At 70.7% G+C, this 19,907-nt stretch carries 17 protein-coding genes; 9 read left to right on the top strand and 8 right to left on the bottom strand.

Annotated elements, in window-relative coordinates; genetic code table 11:
* Positions 1–37: 37 nt before the first annotated feature.
* The 6 genes from ACFQ9V_RS03115 to ACFQ9V_RS03090 all read left to right on the top strand — a co-directional run bounded on the left by ACFQ9V_RS03115 (position 38) and on the right by ACFQ9V_RS03090 (position 6,752).
* Positions 38–982 (top strand): ATP-binding cassette domain-containing protein, encoded by a 945-nt coding sequence (locus ACFQ9V_RS03115; RefSeq protein WP_382457712.1) that lies wholly within the window; start codon positions 38–40, stop codon positions 980–982.
* Positions 979–2,676, top strand: a complete 1,698-nt coding sequence (locus ACFQ9V_RS03110; protein WP_382457711.1) for an ABC transporter permease — start codon at positions 979–981, stop codon at positions 2,674–2,676. The genes ACFQ9V_RS03115 and ACFQ9V_RS03110 overlap by 4 nt, the downstream gene beginning before the upstream one ends.
* 8 nt (positions 2,677–2,684) lie before the next feature.
* Entirely contained in the window at positions 2,685–3,158 is a 474-nt protein-coding gene (locus tag ACFQ9V_RS03105) for a GbsR/MarR family transcriptional regulator (protein ID WP_382457710.1), read from the top strand.
* Positions 3,159–3,234: 76 nt separating this feature from the next.
* Positions 3,235–3,690: a hypothetical protein gene (locus ACFQ9V_RS03100; protein ID WP_382457709.1), complete on the top strand. Its 456-nt coding sequence runs from the start codon at positions 3,235–3,237 to the stop codon at positions 3,688–3,690.
* Between the two features lie 33 nt (positions 3,691–3,723).
* Positions 3,724–5,679 (top strand): M13 family metallopeptidase, encoded by a 1,956-nt coding sequence (locus ACFQ9V_RS03095; protein WP_382457708.1) that lies wholly within the window; start codon positions 3,724–3,726, stop codon positions 5,677–5,679.
* 158 nt (positions 5,680–5,837) lie between these two features.
* Positions 5,838–6,752, top strand: a complete 915-nt coding sequence (locus ACFQ9V_RS03090; protein ID WP_382457707.1) for a serine hydrolase — start codon at positions 5,838–5,840, stop codon at positions 6,750–6,752.
* Positions 6,753–6,759: 7 nt separating this feature from the next.
* On the opposite strand, the gene ACFQ9V_RS03085 is transcribed toward ACFQ9V_RS03090, so the two are convergent.
* The 6 genes from ACFQ9V_RS03085 to ACFQ9V_RS03060 all read right to left on the bottom strand — a co-directional run bounded on the left by ACFQ9V_RS03085 (position 6,760) and on the right by ACFQ9V_RS03060 (position 14,397).
* The gene (locus tag ACFQ9V_RS03085) at positions 6,760–7,200 is read right to left on the bottom strand and encodes a PIN domain-containing protein (protein WP_382457706.1); all 441 of its coding nucleotides are present in this window, start codon (positions 7,198–7,200) and stop codon (positions 6,760–6,762) included.
* 134 nt (positions 7,201–7,334) lie between these two features.
* Complete coding sequence (locus tag ACFQ9V_RS03080; protein WP_382457705.1) at positions 7,335–7,835, bottom strand: excisionase family DNA-binding protein; 501 nt, start codon at positions 7,833–7,835, stop codon at positions 7,335–7,337.
* Between the two features lie 69 nt (positions 7,836–7,904).
* Positions 7,905–8,951, bottom strand: coding sequence for an NAD-dependent epimerase/dehydratase family protein (locus tag ACFQ9V_RS03075; protein WP_382457704.1), 1,047 nt, complete (start codon positions 8,949–8,951; stop codon positions 7,905–7,907).
* 5 nt (positions 8,952–8,956) lie between these two features.
* On the bottom strand, positions 8,957–11,530 hold the full coding sequence (locus tag ACFQ9V_RS03070; protein WP_382457703.1) for a phosphatidylglycerol lysyltransferase domain-containing protein: 2,574 nt from the start codon (positions 11,528–11,530) through the stop codon (positions 8,957–8,959).
* Between the two features lie 52 nt (positions 11,531–11,582).
* Positions 11,583–13,007: a hypothetical protein gene (locus ACFQ9V_RS03065; protein WP_382457702.1), complete on the bottom strand. Its 1,425-nt coding sequence runs from the start codon at positions 13,005–13,007 to the stop codon at positions 11,583–11,585.
* 1 nt (position 13,008) lies between these two features.
* Positions 13,009–14,397: a glycine--tRNA ligase gene (locus ACFQ9V_RS03060; protein ID WP_382457701.1), complete on the bottom strand. Its 1,389-nt coding sequence runs from the start codon at positions 14,395–14,397 to the stop codon at positions 13,009–13,011.
* A 256-nt stretch (positions 14,398–14,653) separates the two neighbouring features.
* On the opposite strand from ACFQ9V_RS03060, the gene ACFQ9V_RS03055 reads away from it, so the two are divergent.
* The gene (locus ACFQ9V_RS03055) at positions 14,654–14,959 is read left to right on the top strand and encodes a hypothetical protein (RefSeq protein WP_382457700.1); all 306 of its coding nucleotides are present in this window, start codon (positions 14,654–14,656) and stop codon (positions 14,957–14,959) included.
* Between the two features lie 52 nt (positions 14,960–15,011).
* Here ACFQ9V_RS03055 and ACFQ9V_RS03050 read toward each other — a convergent pair whose 3' ends face one another.
* Both ACFQ9V_RS03050 and ACFQ9V_RS03045 read right to left on the bottom strand, forming a co-directional pair.
* Positions 15,012–15,635, bottom strand: coding sequence for a GNAT family N-acetyltransferase (locus ACFQ9V_RS03050; RefSeq protein WP_382457699.1), 624 nt, complete (start codon positions 15,633–15,635; stop codon positions 15,012–15,014).
* A 34-nt stretch (positions 15,636–15,669) separates the two neighbouring features.
* On the bottom strand, positions 15,670–16,986 hold the full coding sequence (locus ACFQ9V_RS03045) for a glutamyl-tRNA reductase (protein ID WP_382457698.1): 1,317 nt from the start codon (positions 16,984–16,986) through the stop codon (positions 15,670–15,672).
* Positions 16,987–17,099: 113 nt separating this feature from the next.
* On the opposite strand from ACFQ9V_RS03045, the gene hemE reads away from it, so the two are divergent.
* Together hemE and ACFQ9V_RS03035 are read left to right on the top strand one after the other, a co-directional pair.
* Positions 17,100–18,248 carry a uroporphyrinogen decarboxylase gene (hemE, locus tag ACFQ9V_RS03040; protein ID WP_382457697.1) on the top strand — a complete coding sequence of 383 codons (1,149 nt, stop codon included), beginning with the start codon at positions 17,100–17,102 and terminating at the stop codon, positions 18,246–18,248.
* Positions 18,245–19,888 carry a protoporphyrinogen/coproporphyrinogen oxidase gene (locus ACFQ9V_RS03035; RefSeq protein ID WP_382457696.1) on the top strand — a complete coding sequence of 548 codons (1,644 nt, stop codon included), beginning with the start codon at positions 18,245–18,247 and terminating at the stop codon, positions 19,886–19,888. The genes hemE and ACFQ9V_RS03035 overlap by 4 nt, the downstream gene beginning before the upstream one ends.
* Positions 19,889–19,907: the final 19 nt, after the last annotated feature.

Below are 19,907 nucleotides of genomic sequence, written 5' to 3'. Positions count from 1 at the left end.
TTTCACAAATTACTGAATTAAGCGTAAAGTCACGCGCATGACCACAGTGATTGAGGCCTCGGGCCTCGAGAAGCGATTCGGCCGGGTCCGGGCACTCGACGGGCTCGACCTCACCGTCACCGAGGGTGAAGTCCACGGATTCCTCGGGCCGAACGGCGCAGGCAAGTCGACCACCATCCGCGTCCTCCTCGGCCTCGCGCGCTCCAACGGCGGCACCGCCCGCGTCTTCGGCAGCGACCCCTGGCGGGACGCCGTCGCCCTGCACCGCCGCATCGCCTACGTCCCCGGCGACGTCAGCCTCTGGCCGAACCTCTCCGGCGGCGAGGCCATCGACCTCCTCGCCCGGCTCCGCGGCGGCACGGCCGACAAGGCCGCCTACGCCGAGCGCAAGAAGCGGTTGATCGAGGTGTTCCAGCTGGACCCGACCAAGAAGGGCCGCGCCTACTCCAAAGGCAACCGGCAGAAGGTCGCGCTCGTCGCCGCCTTCGCGACCCCGGCGGACCTCTACATCCTCGACGAGCCGACCAGTGGGCTCGACCCGCTGATGGAGGCCACCTTCAACGCCGAGATCGCCCGCATCTCCCGGGACGGCGCGACCGTCCTGCTGTCCAGCCACATCCTCTCCGAGGTGGAGCAGCTCTGCGACCGGGTCAGCATCATCCGCGAGGGCAAGACGGTCGAGACCGGCACCCTGGACGAGCTCCGCCATCTGACCCGCACCGAGATCTCGTTCGCGGCCGACGGGGTGACGGACGAGCAGCTCGCCCGCATCCCCGACGCCCACGACCTTCGCACCGACAACGGCCGCGTGAAGTTCACCGCCGACAGCGACGGCCTCCCGCCAGTCCTCGCGGCGCTCGCCGACCTGAACGCGAAGAGCCTGACCGTCGCCCCGCCGTCGCTGGAGGAGCTGTTCCTCCGCCACTACGGCGACGAGCTCGCCGGTGTGACCGAGCTGGAGGCGGAGGCGAAAGGGCGATGAGCACCACGACCACCGACCGCCCGGCCACGCGCGCCGGGCACACCGCCGTCCCCGAACGCGGGCGCGTCGCGACCCTGGGCGTCCTGCTCCGCCAGCGTCTGCGCCGCGACCGCTGGCAGCTCCTCATCTGGATCCTCTGCATCGCGTTCCTCGCGCTGTTCTCCGCGGCGAGCATCGACCAGACCTACGGGTCTGCGACCGGCCGCGCGGAGCTGATCCGGCTCGCGATCGCGAACCCGACCGTGCTCGTCCTCCGCGGCCTCCCGCAGGGCACGGGCCTCGCCGCGGTCACCTTCTTCGAGATCTACACCTTCCTCGCGCTGCTCGCCGGGCTGATGAACACGTTCCTCGCCGTCCGGCACTCCCGGGCGGAGGAGGAGTCCGGTCGCGCCGAGCTCGTCGGCTCGACCCCCGCGGCGCGGCTCACTCCGACGGTCGCGACGGTCATCCACGGCGTCCTCGCGGACATCGTGCTCGCGCTGGCCACGGCGCTCGGCTTCATGGCGTCCGGCCTCCCGGCGTACGGCTCGCTCGTCGCGGGGGCCGCGGTCGGCGGGGCGGGCATCGCCTTCCTCGCGGTCGGCCTCCTGCTCGCCCAGGTGATGAGCACCTCGCGCGGCGCGAACGGCTACGCCTCCGCCGTCGTGGTGTTCGCCTGGGTGCTGCGCGGGATCGGTGACGCGATCGGCACGGTGACGAGCTCCGGCACGACGATGGTCTCGGGTTGGCCGACCTGGCTCACCCCGATCGGCTGGGGCGAGCAGTTCTCTCCGTACGTCCGCAACGACTGGACGCCGCTGCTCCTCCAGCTCGGCTTCGCGGTCGTGCTCCTCGCGGCGGTGTTCGGCCTCCAGGCCGTGCGCGACTCGGGTGCGGGGATCGTCCCGGAGCGTGCGGGCCGGCGGGACGCCCTCCCGATGCTGAACGGCCCGCTCGGGCTCGCCTGGCGCCTCCAGTGGCCGACCGTCCTCGGCTGGACGATCGGCGGCCTCGCCACCGGCGTGCTCGCCGGCGCGCTCGGCAGCGTGGTCAGCACATCCATCTCGAACGACCCCAGCCTGGGGAACATCCGGGACGCCGTCGCCCACCTGGGCGCAGGTGGTTCCGGCCCGATGACGGCGCTCTTCCTCTCCGCGATCATGTCGATCGTCGGCGTGCTCGCCGCGGCGTGCGCGGTGCAGGCGGTCATCCGGCTGCGCCAGGAGGAGGTCGGAGGCTCGGCCGAGGTGATGATGTCGACCCCGGTCTCCCGGGTCCGCTGGCTGCTCGACTTCGTGCTGGTCGGACTGATCGCGATCGTGCTCGTGCTGCTGGCGGCGGCACTCGCGGCGGGCCTGTCCGCGACGGCGGCCGGGGAGAAGGCGTCCGTCTTCAACGACGCGTTCGCCGCCGCGGCGGCCCAGTTCCCGGTGGCGCTCGTCTACCTCTGCGTGCTGACGCTGGTGTTCGTGGTGCTGCCGAGCTGGACCGTCCCGGTCGGCTGGGCCGCCCTCGGCGCCGGCGCCTTCCTCGGCATCTTCGGCGCCCTGATCAAGGTGCCGGACTGGCTGCGCCACTTCTCCCCGTTCGCCGACGCCCCTGTCGTCGTCGGGAAGGTCGATTGGACCGGTGGATACTGGATGTTCGGCATCGCGGTGGTCGCGCTCGCCGCCGCGGCGGCGCTCATCCGACGCCGGGACTTCGCGATCGGTTAGGGACGGGCATGGCCAGGGACGAACGGGCTCTGACGGAGATGATGGAGCACTCCGCGGCGGTGCTCACCGCCGCGGGGTTCCCGAAGATGCCCGCCCGCGTGCTGATGGCGCTCACGGTCACCGACTCGGCCGGTCTCACCGCGGCGCAGCTCGCCGAGCGGCTGGACGCGAGCCCGGCGGCGATCTCCGGAGCGGTCCGCTACCTCCAGACCCTCGGGATCGTGCGGCGCCTGTCGCAGAACGGCAGCCGCCGCGACCTGTACCAGATGCCGGCCGACTGGTACGCGCTGATGGTCCGCAACAGCCCGATCTACGGCGTGCTCGCCGACCAGGCGGACGCCGGCCTCGCCGCCCTCGACGACCCGGACGACCCGGCGACCGAGCGGCTGCGCGACATGGCCGGCTTCTACCGGTTCATGCAGGACCGACTGCCGGAGATGCTGAACGAGTGGGAGCAGATCCGGGCGTCGCGCGATATGTGACGCGCGAGCGGCGTGCCTCGCCTGCCGCCCGTGAACATCTGAAATGCTAATGATCGGACTCACCAGGGGGATCGACATGCGTTTCACCACTCCGGCGCGGAAGGCGCTGGTGGTCGCGGTTCTGCTCGCGGTCAACGTGGCGCTCGCGCTGCTGTTCGACGCGCTCCACTCGGAGCCGGCCTCCATCGTGCTGACCGTGCTGCAGGTCGCCGGCTGGTACATCGTCTCCCGGATGTTCCGCGGGCCGGGGGAGCCCGTGCGGGCGGCGCGGCCGTGGTGGCGGATGACGAACCGGCCGCTCCTGTCCGGCGTCTTCGGCGTCGGCTACGCCCTGCTCGCCGTGGTCAACATCGGCTTCTCGCTCGCCGGGTTCGGCAGCCTCTCCGGCACGGTCTCGATCCTCGCCGAGCTGGTCCTGGCGGCGCTCTTCCTGAACTCGTACGCCTGTCTCCGTCCGCGGCGGACCGCGCCTCCCGAGGTCCCGGCGCGGCAGCAGTCCCGCCCGCGCGTCTCCGGCGGCGCGCGCACCTGACAGGCGGGGCGCCCGCGCCGTAGGCTGGAGCGCATGACGCTCTCCTCCGGCATCGCCACCGACGAACTCGATCCCACGATCCGCCCGCAGGACGACCTGTTCCGGCACGTGAACGGCACCTGGATCGACCGTACCGAGATCCCGGGAGACAAGGCGCGCTGGGGCTCCTTCATGGAGCTCGCCGAGAAGTCGGAGGCCGCCGTCCGCGAGATCGTGGAGGCCGCGCAGTCCGCCCCCGAGGGTACAGAGGAGCGCAAGTTCGGCGACCTCTACACGAGCTTCCTCGACGAGGACCGCGTCGACGCGCTCGGCGTCGAGCCGATCCGGGCGCAGCTCGCGATCGCCGATGACGTCGCCACCATCCCGGAGTTCCTGAAGACCCTCGGCGAGCTGGAGCGCCACGGTGTCGGCGGCATCTACCAGCTCTTCGTCGACAACGACCCGGGCGACCCCAGCCGCTATCTCGTGTTCGCCGAGCAGGCGGGCATCTCGCTGCCCGACGAGTCCTACTTCCGCGAGGAGCGGTTCGCGCCCATCCGGGAGGCCTTCGCCGCGCACGTGCAGCGGATGTTCGAGCTGGCCGGCTTCCAGGACGCGCCCGAGCGCGCCCAGCGGGTCTACGACCTGGAAGTGGAGATCGCCGCGCAGCACTGGGACAACGTGACCTCCCGCGACTCCGAGAAGACCTACAACCTGTTCTCCTGGGCCGACGCCACGGCCCTGTTCGGCTCGGCCGGCCTGGACGACTGGGCCGTCGGCCTGGGCGCACCGCAGGGCGCGCTCGCTGAGGTCGTCCTGCGCCAGCCGTCCTTCACCTTCGGCGTCGCGGGCCTCCTCACCGAGGAGAAGCTGCAGTCCTGGAAGGACTGGCTGGCCTGGCAGATCATCCACGACTCCGCCCCGTACCTGACCGGCGACTTCGTGGACGCCAACTTCGACTTCTACGGCCGCACCCTCACCGGCACGCCCGAGATGCGGGCCCGCTGGAAGCGCGGCGTCTCGCTCGTGGAGGGCGTGATGGGGGAGGCCGTCGGCCGCATCTACGTCGAGAAGCACTTCCCGCCCGCGGCCAAGCAGGAGATGGACGAGCTGGTCGCCAACCTGATCGAGGCGTACCGGCAGAGCATCCAGAAGCTCGAGTGGATGGGCGAGGACACCCGCGACCGCGCCCTCGACAAGCTCGACAAGTTCACGCCGAAGATCGGCTTCCCGGTCAAGTGGCGCGACTACTCCGCGCTCGTCATCGACCCGACCGACCTGGTCGCCAACGTGCGCGCTGCCGCGCTGTTCGAGTTCAACCGCGAGCTGAACAAGATCGGCAAGCCGATCGACCGCGACGAGTGGTTCATGACCCCGCAGACGATCAACGCCTACTACAACCCGGGCTTCAACGAGATCGTGTTCCCCGCGGCCATCCTGCAGTACCCGTTCTTCGACGAGACCAGGGATGCCGCAGCGAACTACGGCGCGATCGGCGCGGTGATCGGCCACGAGATCGGCCACGGCTTCGACGACCAGGGCTCCAAGTTCGACGGCGACGGCAAGCTGGACGACTGGTGGACCGCCGCCGACCGCGGCGCGTTCGAGAAGCGCACCGGCAGCCTGATCGCCCAGTACGACGCGCTCGCCCCGGCGCAGGTGCCCGACCATCATGTGAACGGCGCCCTCACCATCGGCGAGAACATCGGCGACCTCGGCGGTCTCGGCATCGCCTGGAAGGCCTACCTCCTCTCGCTGGGCGGCGAGCAGCCTCCCGTGGTCGACGGCCTGAGCGGCGCGGAACGGTTCTTCCTGAGCTGGGCGCAGGCCTGGCAGCAGAAGGGCCGTGACGAGGAGGTCATCCGCCTGCTGGCGATCGACCCGCACTCGCCGAACGAGTTCCGCTGCAACCAGATCGTCCGCAACATCGACGCGTTCTACGAGACGTTCGGGGTCGCGGACGGCGACGCGCTGTGGCTGTCGCCCGAGGAGCGCGTGACCATCTGGTGACGCGCGCAGGACTGCGCGAAAGGGATCGCCCAGCCGCCCCTCCGGCGAGGTAACATCGTCCCTATCGCGTCGAGGAAACCCTGCCTCGACGCGTCGCGGGCCGGGGGGACCGCAGCACGGACCGAAGCCCCGACTCGGAAGAAAGACCCAGCGCGACTGTGACGATCCAGACCCCGGAGACCGACCACCGCCGCAGGCACACGAGCGCACGCCGTGGGCGGCACCGCCGGTCTGCTGCACCCGCTCCGGAGGTGTTCAGCCGCGGCTTCGACGCGCTCGGCCGGCTGGCCGTGCAGGGCGTCCAGGTCTCGGCACGGGCGACGGACCTGTCCACCGGCGAGGTGCTCTTCTCGGTGGACGACCACGTCGTGATGCCGACGGCGAGCATCGGCAAAGTGCTGCTGCTGGTGGAGGTCGCCGCGCGCCTCCAGTCCCGGCAGCTCAGCCCGCTGGCCCAGCTCGACCGCGCCCCGCAGGACACGGCGGGGGAGTCCGGCATCTGGCAGCACCTGCAGGTCCCCGCCCTCCCGGTCGCCGACCTGGCCGCCCTCGTCGGCGCCACCAGCGACAACCTCGCCACCAACGTCCTCCTGCGCCGCGTCGGCCTGGAGGCCGTGAGCGCCCGCACGGAGTCCCTGGGGCTCACCCGCACCGCCCTCCTCGACCTGGTCCGCGACCACCGCGGCCCGGACGACGCCCCGCAGCTCTCGGTCGGCAGCGCCAACGAGCTCACCTGGCTGTTCTCTGCGCTGGCCCGCGGGGAGGTCGTGGACGCCGCGACGAGTCGCCAGGTCATCTCCTGGCTGTCGCTGAACAGCGACTTCTCCCTGGTGTCGAGCGCGTTCGGCCTCGACCCGCACTCACACCGGCATCCAGAGCATGGCATCCTGCTGGTCAACAAGACCGGAACCGACGCGGGAGTCCGCAGCGAGGTCGGCGTTCTGCGCGGGCCGCGCGCGGGGGTCACCTATGCGGTGTCGACGTACTTCGACGACACGGCGCTGCCGGCGCGGCTGTCGGTGATCGACGGGATGCGGACGGTGGGGCTGGACCTGCTGGAGTATGTGTTCTGAGGGCGGCTCAGGCCTCCCGTTCGAATTCCATCTCGACCCGTCTCGCGAAAATGGGTGCACCGCTGCGTGCGAGCCGGTCCAGCAGTTGCCCGGTGCTCACGGGCGGTCGCTTCATCGCCGCCGCCTGCTCGTTCACGATACGACAGGCGCTCGCGGGGGAGAGATCGAACTGATCGAGCAGGAACTCATCGACACGGACAACGTCAAGACCTAGCGGCTTGAGTACGCGGTCTGGGAAATCCTTCGTGTTCTGGGTCACGATGACGTCGGCTCGTCCGACCAGTGCCGCCGCCACGACATGCGCGTCCTTCGGGTCAGGGAGGTGTATCCCCGCTGTCAACGGTTCCCACCCTGTCACGAGCGCGTCGTCGAACGCATCGTTCATCGATCTGAGCCTGCTGCGGAACCGATTCGGATCGACGGTCGGATGCACGCGTTTCCAGTGCACGCTGCGTCTCCTCGATCACGCGTGAGGACCACAAGGGCCTGAATGCGCCGTTGTCAGCCAGTCGGAGCATCGTGTCGCAGGGGGCCACAGGCACGAGGACGCACGCATCCAGAAGGCCGTGAACAGCGCCAACGCTAGGACTTCCGGGCCTCGCCGAGCGCGTGCCGATAGGCTTCGCCATCGACGTCATAGAGGCCGTCCTCGTCGGCCTGGCGTGTCAGTTCGTCGAGACGAACGCGCCGGTCGACGCGTGTGCGATCCCGATATGCGAGCACGTCGTGGAGACGCAACCGACGGTGCCGAGACTCGCCGAGCCGGTCGAACGGCAGCTCGTTCTCGTCCAGCAGCCGGACCAAGGTACTGCGACTGATGCCGAGGAGGCTCGCCGCCTGCTGTGTTGTGAGCTGTCGATCGATAGGTTCGACGCTCACGGACTCGCCGCGCTGCATCGCAGTCACCACTTGACAGAGCACTTCGTACGCTTCGAGGGGCAGAGCGATCTGCTCGCCATCGGGACCCACCAGCACGGCGGGAGCCGAGTGGTGCTCCAGGAAGTTCGCCAGATTCAGCAACTCGCTGAGGTCGAGCGGGGGGTCGACGACGACGGCATCCTTCGTGCGGGCAGCGGCATTCATGCGGTCAATTATCGCTCAAAACGCTCAATTCGTCCATATCCACCAGCAATGCCGTCAGCGCCTTGTCTGTCACCGCCCCGCGATGAACGCGTCCTCCCCGGCATAGTCGAACCAGCGGTCGTCCCTGGCGCGCTGCGCGAGCGTCGGGAAGGCCTGCTCCCAGCCCTCCCCGCGGCGCTCGGCTGCGCGCACCTCCCGCACGGCCCAGTCCACCGCGTCCACGACGGCCTCCCGGTACGGGACCGGCTGGCGGTACCCGAGCTGTACGGTGGCCGCCGTCATGCTGAGCAGCAGCGGGTGCGCGACGCTCCAGGGCGTGCCGCCGACCCCGTCCACGGGCGGACCCGGGAAGCCGACGACCTCCACCTCCTGGTCGAGCGCCGCGTACACGGCGTGGGCGATCTCCGCGACACTGACGGCGTCCTCGTCCACCGCGTTGAGCACGCGGTGGCCGGGGTGCGCGGCGCACAGCGCGACCAGCTCGGCGATGTTCACGGTGGACGACGTGCTGAACCGGTTGGCGCCGTCGTCGGAGAGCAGCACCGTCCGGCGGCCGTCCAGCGCGCGCTTGATGAAGTACCACTCCCGCAGCGCCGGGCTGAACGGGCCGTGGATGGCGCCAGGGCGGAGGATGCTCACGGGCAGCCCCTCCACTGCCAGCAGCCGGCGCTCCATCGCCGCCTTGAGCGGCGAGTACGTACGCTCGTCGTTGTCGACCGTCGGGTCCGTCTCGCGCAGCGGGAGGGGATAGTCGGGGAAGTCGTCCGGCCCGGTGACGATGTCGAGGTAGCCGCCCTCCCGGCCGACGTAGACGGAGCCGGTGGAGATCACCACGAGCGAGCCGACGTCGCCCGCGAGCGCGGCGAGCTGGTCGGCGTGCTTCGGCTCGTACGCGACCGTGTCGAGGACCAGGTCGTGACCGCGGGCCAGCGCGAGCAAGGCGTCCGTGTCGTCGCGGTCGAGGCGGACGGTCGCGACGTCCAGGTCGTTCAGTGCGGTGTCGCCGGGATGGCGGCCGCGGTGGGCGACCAGCACCGACCAGCCGTCGGCGGCGAGCCGGCGTGCGGCGGCAGAGCCGATCTGCCCGGTGCCGCCGATGATCATCGCGGTGCGCACGCCCCTCACCCCAGCAGCGTCCGCGCCAGCGCCAGGTACTCCCGCGCGTTCGCGTCCGGCAGGTACGCCCGCCCGATCGCGTTGCCGATCGCGGGCAGGGACACCGCGTCCGGGTACGCCAGCCACAGCGTCTCGTACGTCGGGTTGAACTTGCTCTTGAACGCGAACAGCGACGCGAAACCGTAGGCGGGCTCCAGCGTCCTGGCCAGGAACGCGAGCAGCCGGTCCATCACCGCCGGTCCCTCCTCGGAGGCATCCGCTTCGGTGTCCGCAGCAGCGGGCCCGGCGGGCTTCGTCGCCAGCGGCGCCCCCGACAGGCTCAGCACCTCCACGCCCTCGCCGCGCATCCGCTGCGCAGCCGACGCGATGACGAACTCCATGATGCCCGGGATGCTCTTGTCCGCCCGGCGCATGAAGTCGATCGTGTAGCCGACCACCCGGCCGTCGTGCCAGCTCGGCAGCCAGCTCGTGACCGCCTGGAGGTCGCCCGCCGGGTTGTAGGCGAGGTAGAGCCGCACCTCGGGGTCCTTCAGCTCGGCCATCCCGCCGAGAGTGAAGCCCATCTCTGGCAGCTCCTTCTCCGACACCCACTGCTCGCTCAGCGCGACGATCTGGTTCTGCTGGATCGGGGCCAGCTCGGCCCACGTCGTCCACAGGGTCGAGATGCGCTCCTTCACCCCGCGGTTGTGCGCCTGGCGGACCTTCTGCCAGGGCTTGCCCTGCATGTCGAAGGTCTGCGGGTGCATCAGCGTCTCCTCGCCGACCGACACGCTCTGCCAGCCGAGCGACTCGAACACCGGAAGGAACGCGCCGTGGATGCTGTAGAACGCGGGCGTCCAGCTGTTCGCGTCGCAGAAGCCGATGAAGTCGATGATCGTCTGCTCGGCCCGTTCAGGGCGGCACACCGGATCGGACAGGGTGATCGCGACCCCGTTGATCACCCGGTAGGCGACGGCGGCGTCCCCGTCCTCCGAGAACCAGTAGACGTTGTCCGGCCAGGTGCCCATGAAGCCGAGCGTCCCGCCGCCGCCCGCGCGCAGGAGCTCCCGGTAGCGCAGCTCGTCGCCGACCGTGCGGCCGGTGGAGGTCGCCCGGTACAGGCGCATCGTGCCGATCACGAAGATCAGCCAGAACACCGGGCCGACCCACTGGTAGAGCAGCAGCGTGAACGGCGACGTCGGCACGATGACGGGGCCCAGCACCGACTCGAAGCCCGAGGGCACGAACCGCCGCAGCGCGGACGCGAACACATCGCCGATGGAGGCCTCGGGCACGAACGACGACAGCGTCGCCAGGCCCGCGATCAGGTACAGGACCGCCAGCAGCGCGAACGCGACGACCGCCAGGATGGTGAAGCGCACGACCGCGTCCCTGGGCGCGCGGATCTGGAACTGGCGCCGCGTGGCCACCAGCAGCGCGATCGACGCCAGCGGAACCAGCAGCGTCGCCAGCAGCCAGAGCAGCACCTCGATCGCGGGCGCGAGTGCATCGATGCTGTCCACGTTGATGCTGATGTCGCCGCCGGGCAGCGCCGTGAACGGGAGGAGGATCATCGCCGCGTTGACGACGATCCCGAGCAGCCACGCGAAGTGCCGGCCGCGGCGGAGGCCGATGGCCGTCACGATGAGCAGCACCAGCGGCAGCAGGCTGAGCAGCAGGGGGCCGACCCCCTGCACGGAGACGGCCGCGAGCTCGTCATGGCAGTTGGTCGTGTCTGAGGCTTTGCACGCTGCCAGCACCGTCGCTGCGGCGACCTCCCGATGCTGGAACAGGGCCGAGATGAACGAGAGCGGGCCGAGGCCGCCGGGCGGCAGGAGCGCGGCCAGCGGGCCGATCGCGGTGATCGCGACGATCGCGGCGACCAGAGTGCGGGTCTCCCCGTGCGAGCTGCGGCGAATCCGGTGCAGCGGCCCGCGGCGCAGGATGACGCCGAGCGCGAGGCCGAGCAGCGCCGCGAACAGGCGGTAGACGTTGTTCTGGTCGCCGTTGTAGAGCACGAACATGACCACGGTGGCGAAGGTCAGCAGCCGGATGCGCCTGCGCCACAGTGTCGTCGCGAACGCGCTCGCCGTGACCAGCGCCCCCACGATCCCGATGGTCGGGTCCAGCGTGAAGTCGAACTCGGTGGCGTGCGCGAGGATCTCTCCCACGTTCGCCGCCGCCCACTGGCCGAGCACGCCGAGCGTGATTCCCAGCACACCGGTGACGAGGAAGGCGATGATGAGGCGCACGGTGCCGAGCAGCCGTTCGGCCGCCGCGAGCACCGTCAGCGCCAGCAGGAACGAGATCACGAGCTGGATCGGGTCCTCCGGCACGAAGAGCGCCGTGAACGGCGTCCACCAGTACCCTGCCCGGATGGTCGTCGGGACGCCCGCCGCCCAGACCAGCGAGCCGCCGCCCACGCTCGCGGCGCTCCACAGCGTGCCGGTCGCGATGGAGGTCGCGAGCAGGATCACGGCGAGCGTCACGCTCGCGGGCGCGACCTGCACGTAGGCGCGCAGCATCGCCCACGCCGGTGGGCGTCCCGGGGAGGGATCGGCCGCCGGCGCCGGTGCGGTGTCAGTGGGAGCCGTGCTCATGGTGTCTCCGTCGCGGTGGCCCCCACCCTAGCGGCTGAGGGTCGATAGGGCGCTACAGCCAGACGCCCGCAACGCCGATCATGCCGAATGCCCCGGCGAACGCGAGCACCCAGTGCATGGCCCGTTGCGGCACGCGGAGCAGGAGCAGGATGACGAGGAGCGGGCCGAAGGCGATCGAGTAGCGGGCGACGATCCCCACGTCGATCCCGAAGGTGAGGACGTTGGAGAGCCGCAGGGCGACGGGGTAGAGCAGCAGCGTGAGCAGCGTCCCGAGCGCGAGCAGGTGGAGCGGGTTCAGGACACGCGGCGCGAACTTCACGATGGTGAACTGGAAGCGCTCGTCGAAGTTGCTCCGCAGCACCGTGAAGACGAGGGCTCCGAAGATCAGCACGGTCAGCCAGACCGGCCAGCCGGCGGCGATCCCCCGCATGATCTGCCCGAGGAAGGCCTTGGACGCCGGCATCGCCTTGTCCCAGTCGGTCCACGGCGTGTGGACGGACGCGATCTCCTGGAAGACCCCGACGATCACCTTCCGCCAGCCCTCGAACGCGAGCCCGCCGTACACCGTGGCGTTCGAGACCGTGGCGGAGGCCGCGATGTAGCGGCCCCAGATCACGACAGGCGCGACCACGATTGCGGCCGTGGTCACGAGCTGCCACCACCGGGGCTCCCAGCGTTCGGGCCCGACGGTCCAGCCGAAGCGCCGGCCGACGAGGACGGCGAGCATCGCGAACAGGAAGCCTCCGACCGGCAGCGAGCACACCACCGCCACGCACGCGCCGAACGCGCTCGCTAGGGCGAACCACACGAAGCCGCGATTGCGGCGCATCCAGCCGATGCCGGTGCCCGCGATGAGCGCGCCGCAGAGCACGCCCAGCGCGTTCGGGTTGACGATGCCGCCCATGACCATGATGGTCGAGGCGGCGACCGGGGCGGTCACCGCCGCGATCAGCCCCACCCGGCGGATGCCGAGCGCGTAGGCGGCGACACCGCTGGCGATCACGCCGAGGATCATCACGACGGCGCTGAACAGCCGGTACTCGTCCAGCGGGTAGTGGTCGCCGGGGAACAGCTCCAGGAGCCTCCGGAACAGCTCGGCTCCCGCGAAGTACGTCGGGTAGTGGATGTAGCCGCTCGTGTACTTGCCGCTCGGCAGCGAGTCCGCGGACAGCAGCGGGTCGGCGCAGCCACGGAGCGTCGGTCCGGCCTGGTGGCCGACCCCGCACGCCCATTCCTTCACGACGCCCTGGTCGATCAGCGCCCCACGGTAGGAGAGCTGACCCTTGTGCATCTTGAGGGCGGTGTCCAGGTGGACGTGCTCGTCGAGCAGCGACAGCGGATGCCGGTCGAGGGCGAAGTGGATCACCGACACGGCGAAGTAGAGCACCAGGAGGGCGGAGACGATCAGCGAGAGCAGAGCGCCGTGGCGCACGCACCACGCCCAGAGCCGCTGACCCGCCTGTGCGGGGCCTGCCACGTCAGATCTCGCGGAGGCGCTCTGCGAGGTACCGGTCGAGGCCTTCCAGCGGGATGCGCTCCTGCTTCATCGTGTCGCGGTCGCGCACGGTCACCGCGTCGTCCTCGAGCGAGTCGAAGTCGACCGTGACCGCCAGCGGCGTGCCGATCTCGTCCTGGCGGCGGTACCGGCGGCCGATCGCGCCCGAGTCGTCGAAGTCGACGTTGCGGCGCTTGCGGAGCGTGTCGGCGAGGCCGCGGGCGAGCGGCGACAGCGCCTCGTTGCGGGACAACGGGAGGACGGCGACCTTGACGGGCGCGAGGCGCGGGTCGAGGTGCAGCACCGTGCGCTTGTCGGTGCCGCCCTTGGCGTTCGGCACCTCCTCCTCGTCGTACGCGTCGACCAGGAACGCCATCAGGGCGCGGGTGAGGCCGAAGGACGGCTCGATGACGAACGGGACGTAGCGCTCGTTCTTGTTCTGGTCGAAGTAGCTGAGGTCTTTGCCCGAGTGCTCGATGTGCGTCTTCAGGTCGAAGTCGGTGCGGTTCGCCACGCCCATCAGCTCGCCCCACTCGCTGCCGACGAAGTCGAACTTGTACTCGATGTCGATCGTGCGCTTGGAGTAGTGCGCGAGCTTGTCCTTCTCGTGCTCCAGGCGGCGGATGTTCGCCGGGTCGATGCCGAGGTCCACGAACCAGTCCCAGCAGAGGTCGATCCAGGTCTGGAACCAGTCCTCGTCGGTGCCGGGCTCGACGAAGAACTCGATCTCCATCTGCTCGAACTCGCGGGTGCGGAAGATGAAGTTGCCCGGCGTGATCTCGTTGCGGAACGCCTTGCCGATCTGGCCGATGCCGAACGGCGGCTTCTTGCGCGCGGCCTGCAGCACGTGCGCGAAGTCGGTGAAGATGCCCTGTGCGGTCTCCGGGCGCATGTAGTGGAGGCCGGACTCGTCGTCCACGACGCCGAGGAAGGTCTTCATGAGGCCGGAGAACTGCCGGATCGGCGTCCACTGGCCCACCTTGTCCGGGTGGTCCGGGTCGGCGATGTCGTCGAGGCCGTTCGCCGGCGCGTGGCCGTGCTCGGCCTCGTAGGCCTCGAAGAGGTGGTCGGCGCGGTAGCGCTTGTGCGTGATGAGCGACTCGGTCAGCGGGTCGCTGAACACCTGGACGTGACCGGAGGCCTCCCACACGGCGGTGGGCAGGATGATCGCCGAGTCGAGGCCGACCATGTCGCCGCGGCCGCGCACGAAGGCGTTCCACCACTCGCGCTTGATGTTCTCCTTGAGCTCGACACCGAGTGGACCGTAGTCCCACGCGGAGCGGGTGCCGCCGTAGATCTCCCCGGAGGGGAAGACGAATCCACGGTGCTGCGCCAGCGTGATGACGGATTCCAGTCTCGACGGTGCGGCCATGGGTGCTCCCTGTTCGGTGCCGGGGGTTGTGGGGGACCCGTCCATCCTACTGAGGATGCGGCGACCGCGTTTGGGCTCGTCAGAGCAGGGAAGCTACTTTGTAGTAGCCTGGACATTGCAAAACTCCATGCAGGCTTTGGACTGCTCGCGGGGTATTGCGATCCGCGGACCCCTGGCTCATGCCGGGGGTTCTTGCGTTGGGCTCAGCCAGTGGACGCCCTCGTCGCTGTCGGCCGGCCAGTGGGCCGAGGTCTGCATGTACGCCGCGATCGCAGCGTGTGGTGACCAGTTCGAAGGAGCTGCCCTCGCTCAAGTGACCCAATGCGATGCGGGCAGCCTTGGCGCGGGCGCGGCTGCTGAACGCCGATTCCTGTTCCGGGCTCTCGCAGAACTGTCCGCGTCCCTTGAACAGTTCGTTCGCGTGGAGCTCCCTGCGCTTGTGGACGCCGAACAGCCGATGCAGTTCCTCGCGACCCGTGAGCCACGCGTCGAGCACGTCGGCCCAATCGGTGTCTCGAATGAGAAGGGCCGTCAGCAGCTTTCCCCGAGACGGGTCGCCTGAGTCATCGACATAGCAGAGGTGCACGCATCTATGATTTCAGATGCCGGCGACCTCACCGGCCCGCGCGGAAGTCGTCCTCCAGGATCGCGAACACCGCGGTGTCCGACCACTCGCCCTTGAAGATCTCGCTCTGGCGCAGGAGGGCCTCCTGCTTCATCCCGATGATCCCGCAGAGCCGGGCCGAGGCCTCGTTGCGCGCGTCGAGCTGGGCGAAGACGCGGTGGCCGCCGAGGGTGTCGAAACAGAGCTCGAGGAGGCGGGTCGTCGCCTCGGTCGCGTAGCCGCGGCCGTGCACCGCCGGGTGGAAGACCCAGCCCATCTCGAACTTCGCCCACTCCGCCTTCTTGAGGAACAGGCTCACGTGGCCGATCACCCGGCTGTGGCCGCCCTCCGGGTCCGGGAGCTCGACCGCGTAGACGATGCCGTCGCCGTCGGCGGCGAGGCGGTTCATCGCGATGCGCTTGCGCAGGTGCTCTGCCGACTCGTCGTGGTCGTGCACCTCCCAGAACAGGTAACGGGCGACGTCCTTCAGGCGCTCGAACTCGTGCCCGTTCTCCAGGTCGCCGCTGTTCAGCGGGCGCAGCAGCAGGCGCTCGGTGCGCAGCTCCTCCGCGGCGTAGGGCAGGCCGGTGGCGGCGTGCGGCTCGGTGGCGGTGATCGTGGCCTCGTCGCTCACGTGTCCTCCTCTGGTGGGTGCTCCTGGACGGACGTCAGGAGGCGGCGGTCTCGTCGTCGACGGCTCGGAGCGCCAGCGGGCTGGGCGCCTCTTCGACCTCCACGCCGAACAGCGCCGACGTCGCGTCCACGAACGCCTGCGCCTCGCCGCTCCTGGCGAGCTCGCGCGCCCGGACAGACGGGGTATGCAGGAGCACGCCGGCCAGGTGGCGCAGCGCCGCCTCGGTCTGCTCGGTCGAGTCGCCGCGCGAGCGGGCTCGGGCGATCTCCGCATCGAGGATGCCGAAGACGTGGGTGCGGAGGGCGACCAGCGCGGGCGTGACGGCCTGCTCGGCGTTCTGCGCCGCGAACTCCGCGGCGGCGGCGCCGACGAGCTCCCGGGCGTCGGCCGCGGCGTTCAGCTCCTCGACCGGCGCGTGGATGCTGATGGTCTCCAGGTCGAGCAGCTCGACGTCGCGCAGCGCTGCGACGGCCGGGTCGACGTTGCGGGGGAGGCCGAGGTCGATGACGAGGCGGCGCTCTGCGGCGTCCGGCGCGGCGATCGCGTCCGCGAGCAGGTTGCGGGTGATCACGTGGTCGGTGACGGCCGAGCAGGTGACGACGAGGTCGGCGGCGCCGAGCGCCTCCAGGAGGTCGTCGGACTCGACGGGGACGACATCGTGCGACACGGCGAACTTCGCCGCGCGCCCGGTCGGCGAGAACACCTGCACGTCGACCACGCCGCGTTCGCGGAGCGCGGCCAGGCTGGCGCCGGCGTACTTGCCGGTCCCGACGAGGAGCACGCGCACAGCGGCCCAGTCGCTGATCCGGCTCTCCGCCAGCTCGAGCGCGAGGCGGACCATCGAGCGTCCGGCCGTCATGATGCCGGTCTGGTTCTTGACCCCGCGGGAGGTCCGCGACGCGACCTGGAAGACGCGCTCCAGGCGTGCGGTCACGGTGCCGGAGGTGCGGGCCGACTCCAACGCCCTGCGCACCTGCCCGGCGATCTCGCCCTCCCCGACCACGACGGACTCGAGGCCGCTGGAGACGGAGAAGAGGTGCTCGGCGACGGCGTCGTCGCTGTAGACGGCGCTGGAGGAGCGGAGGAGGCCGGCGTCGATGCCGCTGGCGGCGGCGACGGTCTCGATCACCTGGTCCGTGGTCGCGCCCGCGACGAGCGGCTGCGCGTCCACGTCGAGCGCGTGTACGTCGAGATAGGCCTCGAAGCGGTTGCAGGTGGCGAGGACGACCGAGCCTGCGACGATCCCGTGCTGCTCCGCGAGTGCCGCGGTGACGGCGGGCGCATGGCGCTCGAGCCGTTCGAGGAGGTCGAACTCCGCAGTGCGGTGGCTCGACGAGAAGCAGAGAAGCACGGGGGAAAGAATACGCTCGGCGCCGACCAGACTCGAATCGGGATACCCCGTCCTGAGTCTGTTCGACACGATTCCCGGGGGATTGGCAGATTCAGCCCTGGCAGAATCGTCGGGTGACCTCCCTCGACCCGACCCACCCGCTCTCCGAAGGCCGAACAGCGGGCAGTCGCCTGATCCGCTCCTATCAGGGCGAACGCCAGGAGACCGTCCCCGTCTGGTTCATGCGCCAGGCCGGGCGGTCGCTGCCCGAGTACCGGGAGCTGCGCGTCGGCACCCACATGCTCGACGCCTGCCTCGACCCCGCGATGGCGAGCGAGATCACGCTGCAGCCGGTGCGCAGGCACGGCGTGGACGCGGGCATCTTCTTCAGCGACATCGTGGTGCCGCTGAAGCTCGCCGGCGTCGCCGTGGAGATCCAGCCCGGCAAGGGTCCGGTGTTCGAGACCCCGGTGCGCACCGCCGCCGACGTGGCACGGCTGGAGGAGGTCGACCCGGCCTCCCTCGGCGCCGACACGTTCGCGCCGATCTCGGAGGCCGTGCGCCTGACGACGGCCGAGCTCGGCGACACCCCGCTGATCGGCTTCGCCGGCGCCCCCTTCACCCTGGCCGCCTACCTCGTGGAGGGCGGCCCCTCCAAGGACCACATCCGCGCACGGACGCTCATGCACGCCGACCCGGAGACCTGGGCCCGGCTGATGGCGTGGAGCGCCGACGTGACAGGGGCCTTCCTGCGGGCGCAGCTCCTGGCGGGAGCGAGCGCCGCCCAGCTCTTCGACTCGTGGGCAGGGTCCCTGTCGCTGCACGACTACGTCGAGCACGTCGCCCCCGCCTCCGCGCGGGCGCTCTCGCACATCCGCGACCTCACCTACGAGGTGCCGCGACCGCAGGCCGCCGACGCCGACGCTCCCGTGAACGACGAGCCGCTGGTCCGCAATGTGCCGATCGTGCACTTCGGCGTCGGAACCGGCGAGCTGCTCAAGGCCATGCACGAGGTGGGCGCCGACGCGGTCGGGGTCGACTACCGCACGCCGCTGGACGAGGCCGCGCGCCGGCTCGGCCACGTCGTCCCTGTGCAGGGCAACGTCGACCCGGCGATGCTCGACGCACCGTGGGAGGTCCTGTCGGCGCACGTCGTGGACGTCCTGGAGCGCGGCCGAGAGGCGCCGGCGCACGTGCTGAACCTGGGCCACGGCGTCCCGCCGGAGACCGACCCGACGGTGCTGACCCGCGTGGTCGAGCTCGTCCACGGATGGCGGGCATGACCTCCGAGCCGCTCGACCACGACGCCGTCACGGAGAGCATCCGGCACGCGGTGGAGGCCCCGCCGACGCGCATCGTCGTGATCGGCGGAGGTGTCTCGGGGCTGGTCGTGGCGCGCGAGTGCGCCCGTCCGGGCTTCGAGGTCACCGTGCTGGAGGCCTCCGGCCGCGTGGGCGGTTCGGTTGCGCCGCTGGAGCTCGGCGGCATCACGGTCGACGCCGGCGCCGAGAGCTTCGCGACCCGCGGCGGCCACGTCGCCGCCCTGCTTGACGACCTGGGCCTCGCGGACGACGTGGTGGAGCCGAACCCGGCCGGCGCGTGGGTCCGCAACGGCACCCGAACGGTCCCGCTGCCGAAGGCCGGCCTGCTCGGCATCCCGAGCTCCCCGCTGGCGACGGACGTCGTCGCCGCGATCGGTTGGGGCGGCGCTGTGCGCGCGTACCTGGACCGGCTCCTCCCCGTGCTGAAGATCGGCCAGGAGCGCAAGCTCGGCACCCTGGTGCGCAAGCGAATGGGGTCGAAGGTCCTCGCCGAGCTGGTGTCCCCGGTCGTGACAGGCGTGTACTCGGCCGATCCCGACGACCTCGACGTGGATGTGGTCGCTCCTGGACTGAATGCCGCGCTCACGCGGCTCGGCTCGCTCTCCGGGGCCGTGGGCGAGCTGCGTTCGGCCGCCAAGCCGGGCAGCGCGGTCGGAGGCATCCGCGGGGGCATGTTTCGCCTTCCGGCGGCGCTCGCCGCGGAGATCGAAGCGCGGGGCGGGACCATCCGCACCGACGCGGCGGTCGCCTCGGTGACGCCGCGGGTCGCACCCGACCCGGAGGACGTCGCCGCCGCAGCGGTGGAGGCCGCGATGGCCGACGCAGTCGACGAGGCCGCGCTCGACGGGCTCGGGCTCGCCGGGCAGCTCCCCGCGGAGCAGGCCGAGCCAGCCGCGGAGCCCGCCACCTCGCGCGCCGCCCGCTGGACGGTCACTCTCGCGGACGGCACCGTCCTCGACGCCGACGCCGTGGTGGTCACCGCCCCCGCCGATGCCGCCCTCGCGCTCCTCCCCGGCATGGACGCAGCGCTCGGCGACCTCGCCGGTCTCGACTGGCCTCCCGCGTCCAGTGTGGAGCTGGTCACGCTCGTCCTGACCGACGACCGGGTCGGCGCCGCACCGCGCGGCACCGGCGTGCTCGTCGCCGACGGCCCGGACTCCGGCGTCTCCGCCAAGGCGATGACGCATTCCAGCGCCAAGTGGGCGTGGGTCGCGGAGGCAGCCGGCTCCGGCCGCCACGTGGTCCGGCTGTCCTACGGCCGCGCCGGCCGGGCGTCGGAGACGCTCGCCCTCTCCGACGCCGAGCTCCGGGAGCGCGCGGTCGCCGACGCCGGTGCGCTGCTGAATATTCCGCTCACGGAATCCGCTGTCTCCGCGTTCGCCCGGACCCCCTGGACGAACGCCCTCCCCTATGCGACAGTGGGGCAGCGGGAGCGCATCCAGCGCGTCCGCGACGGAGCTGAGAACGTCGAAGGGCTCGAGGTGACCGGCTCCTGGCTGACCGGAACCGGTCTCGCGTCCGTCATCCCGGACGCGCGCCGGGTGGCGGAACGGGCCAGGGGTCTACGCTGGAAGGCACTGACCGACGACCTGGAGGGGTGAGGACGGATGCGGGGCAAGA

Source organism: Leifsonia sp. NPDC056665 (assembly GCF_042791795.1).
Lineage (GTDB): Bacteria > Actinomycetota > Actinomycetes > Actinomycetales > Microbacteriaceae > Leifsonia.
The sequence above is the reverse complement of the archived record's forward strand: the minus strand, read 5'-3'. Positions and strand labels throughout refer to the sequence as shown.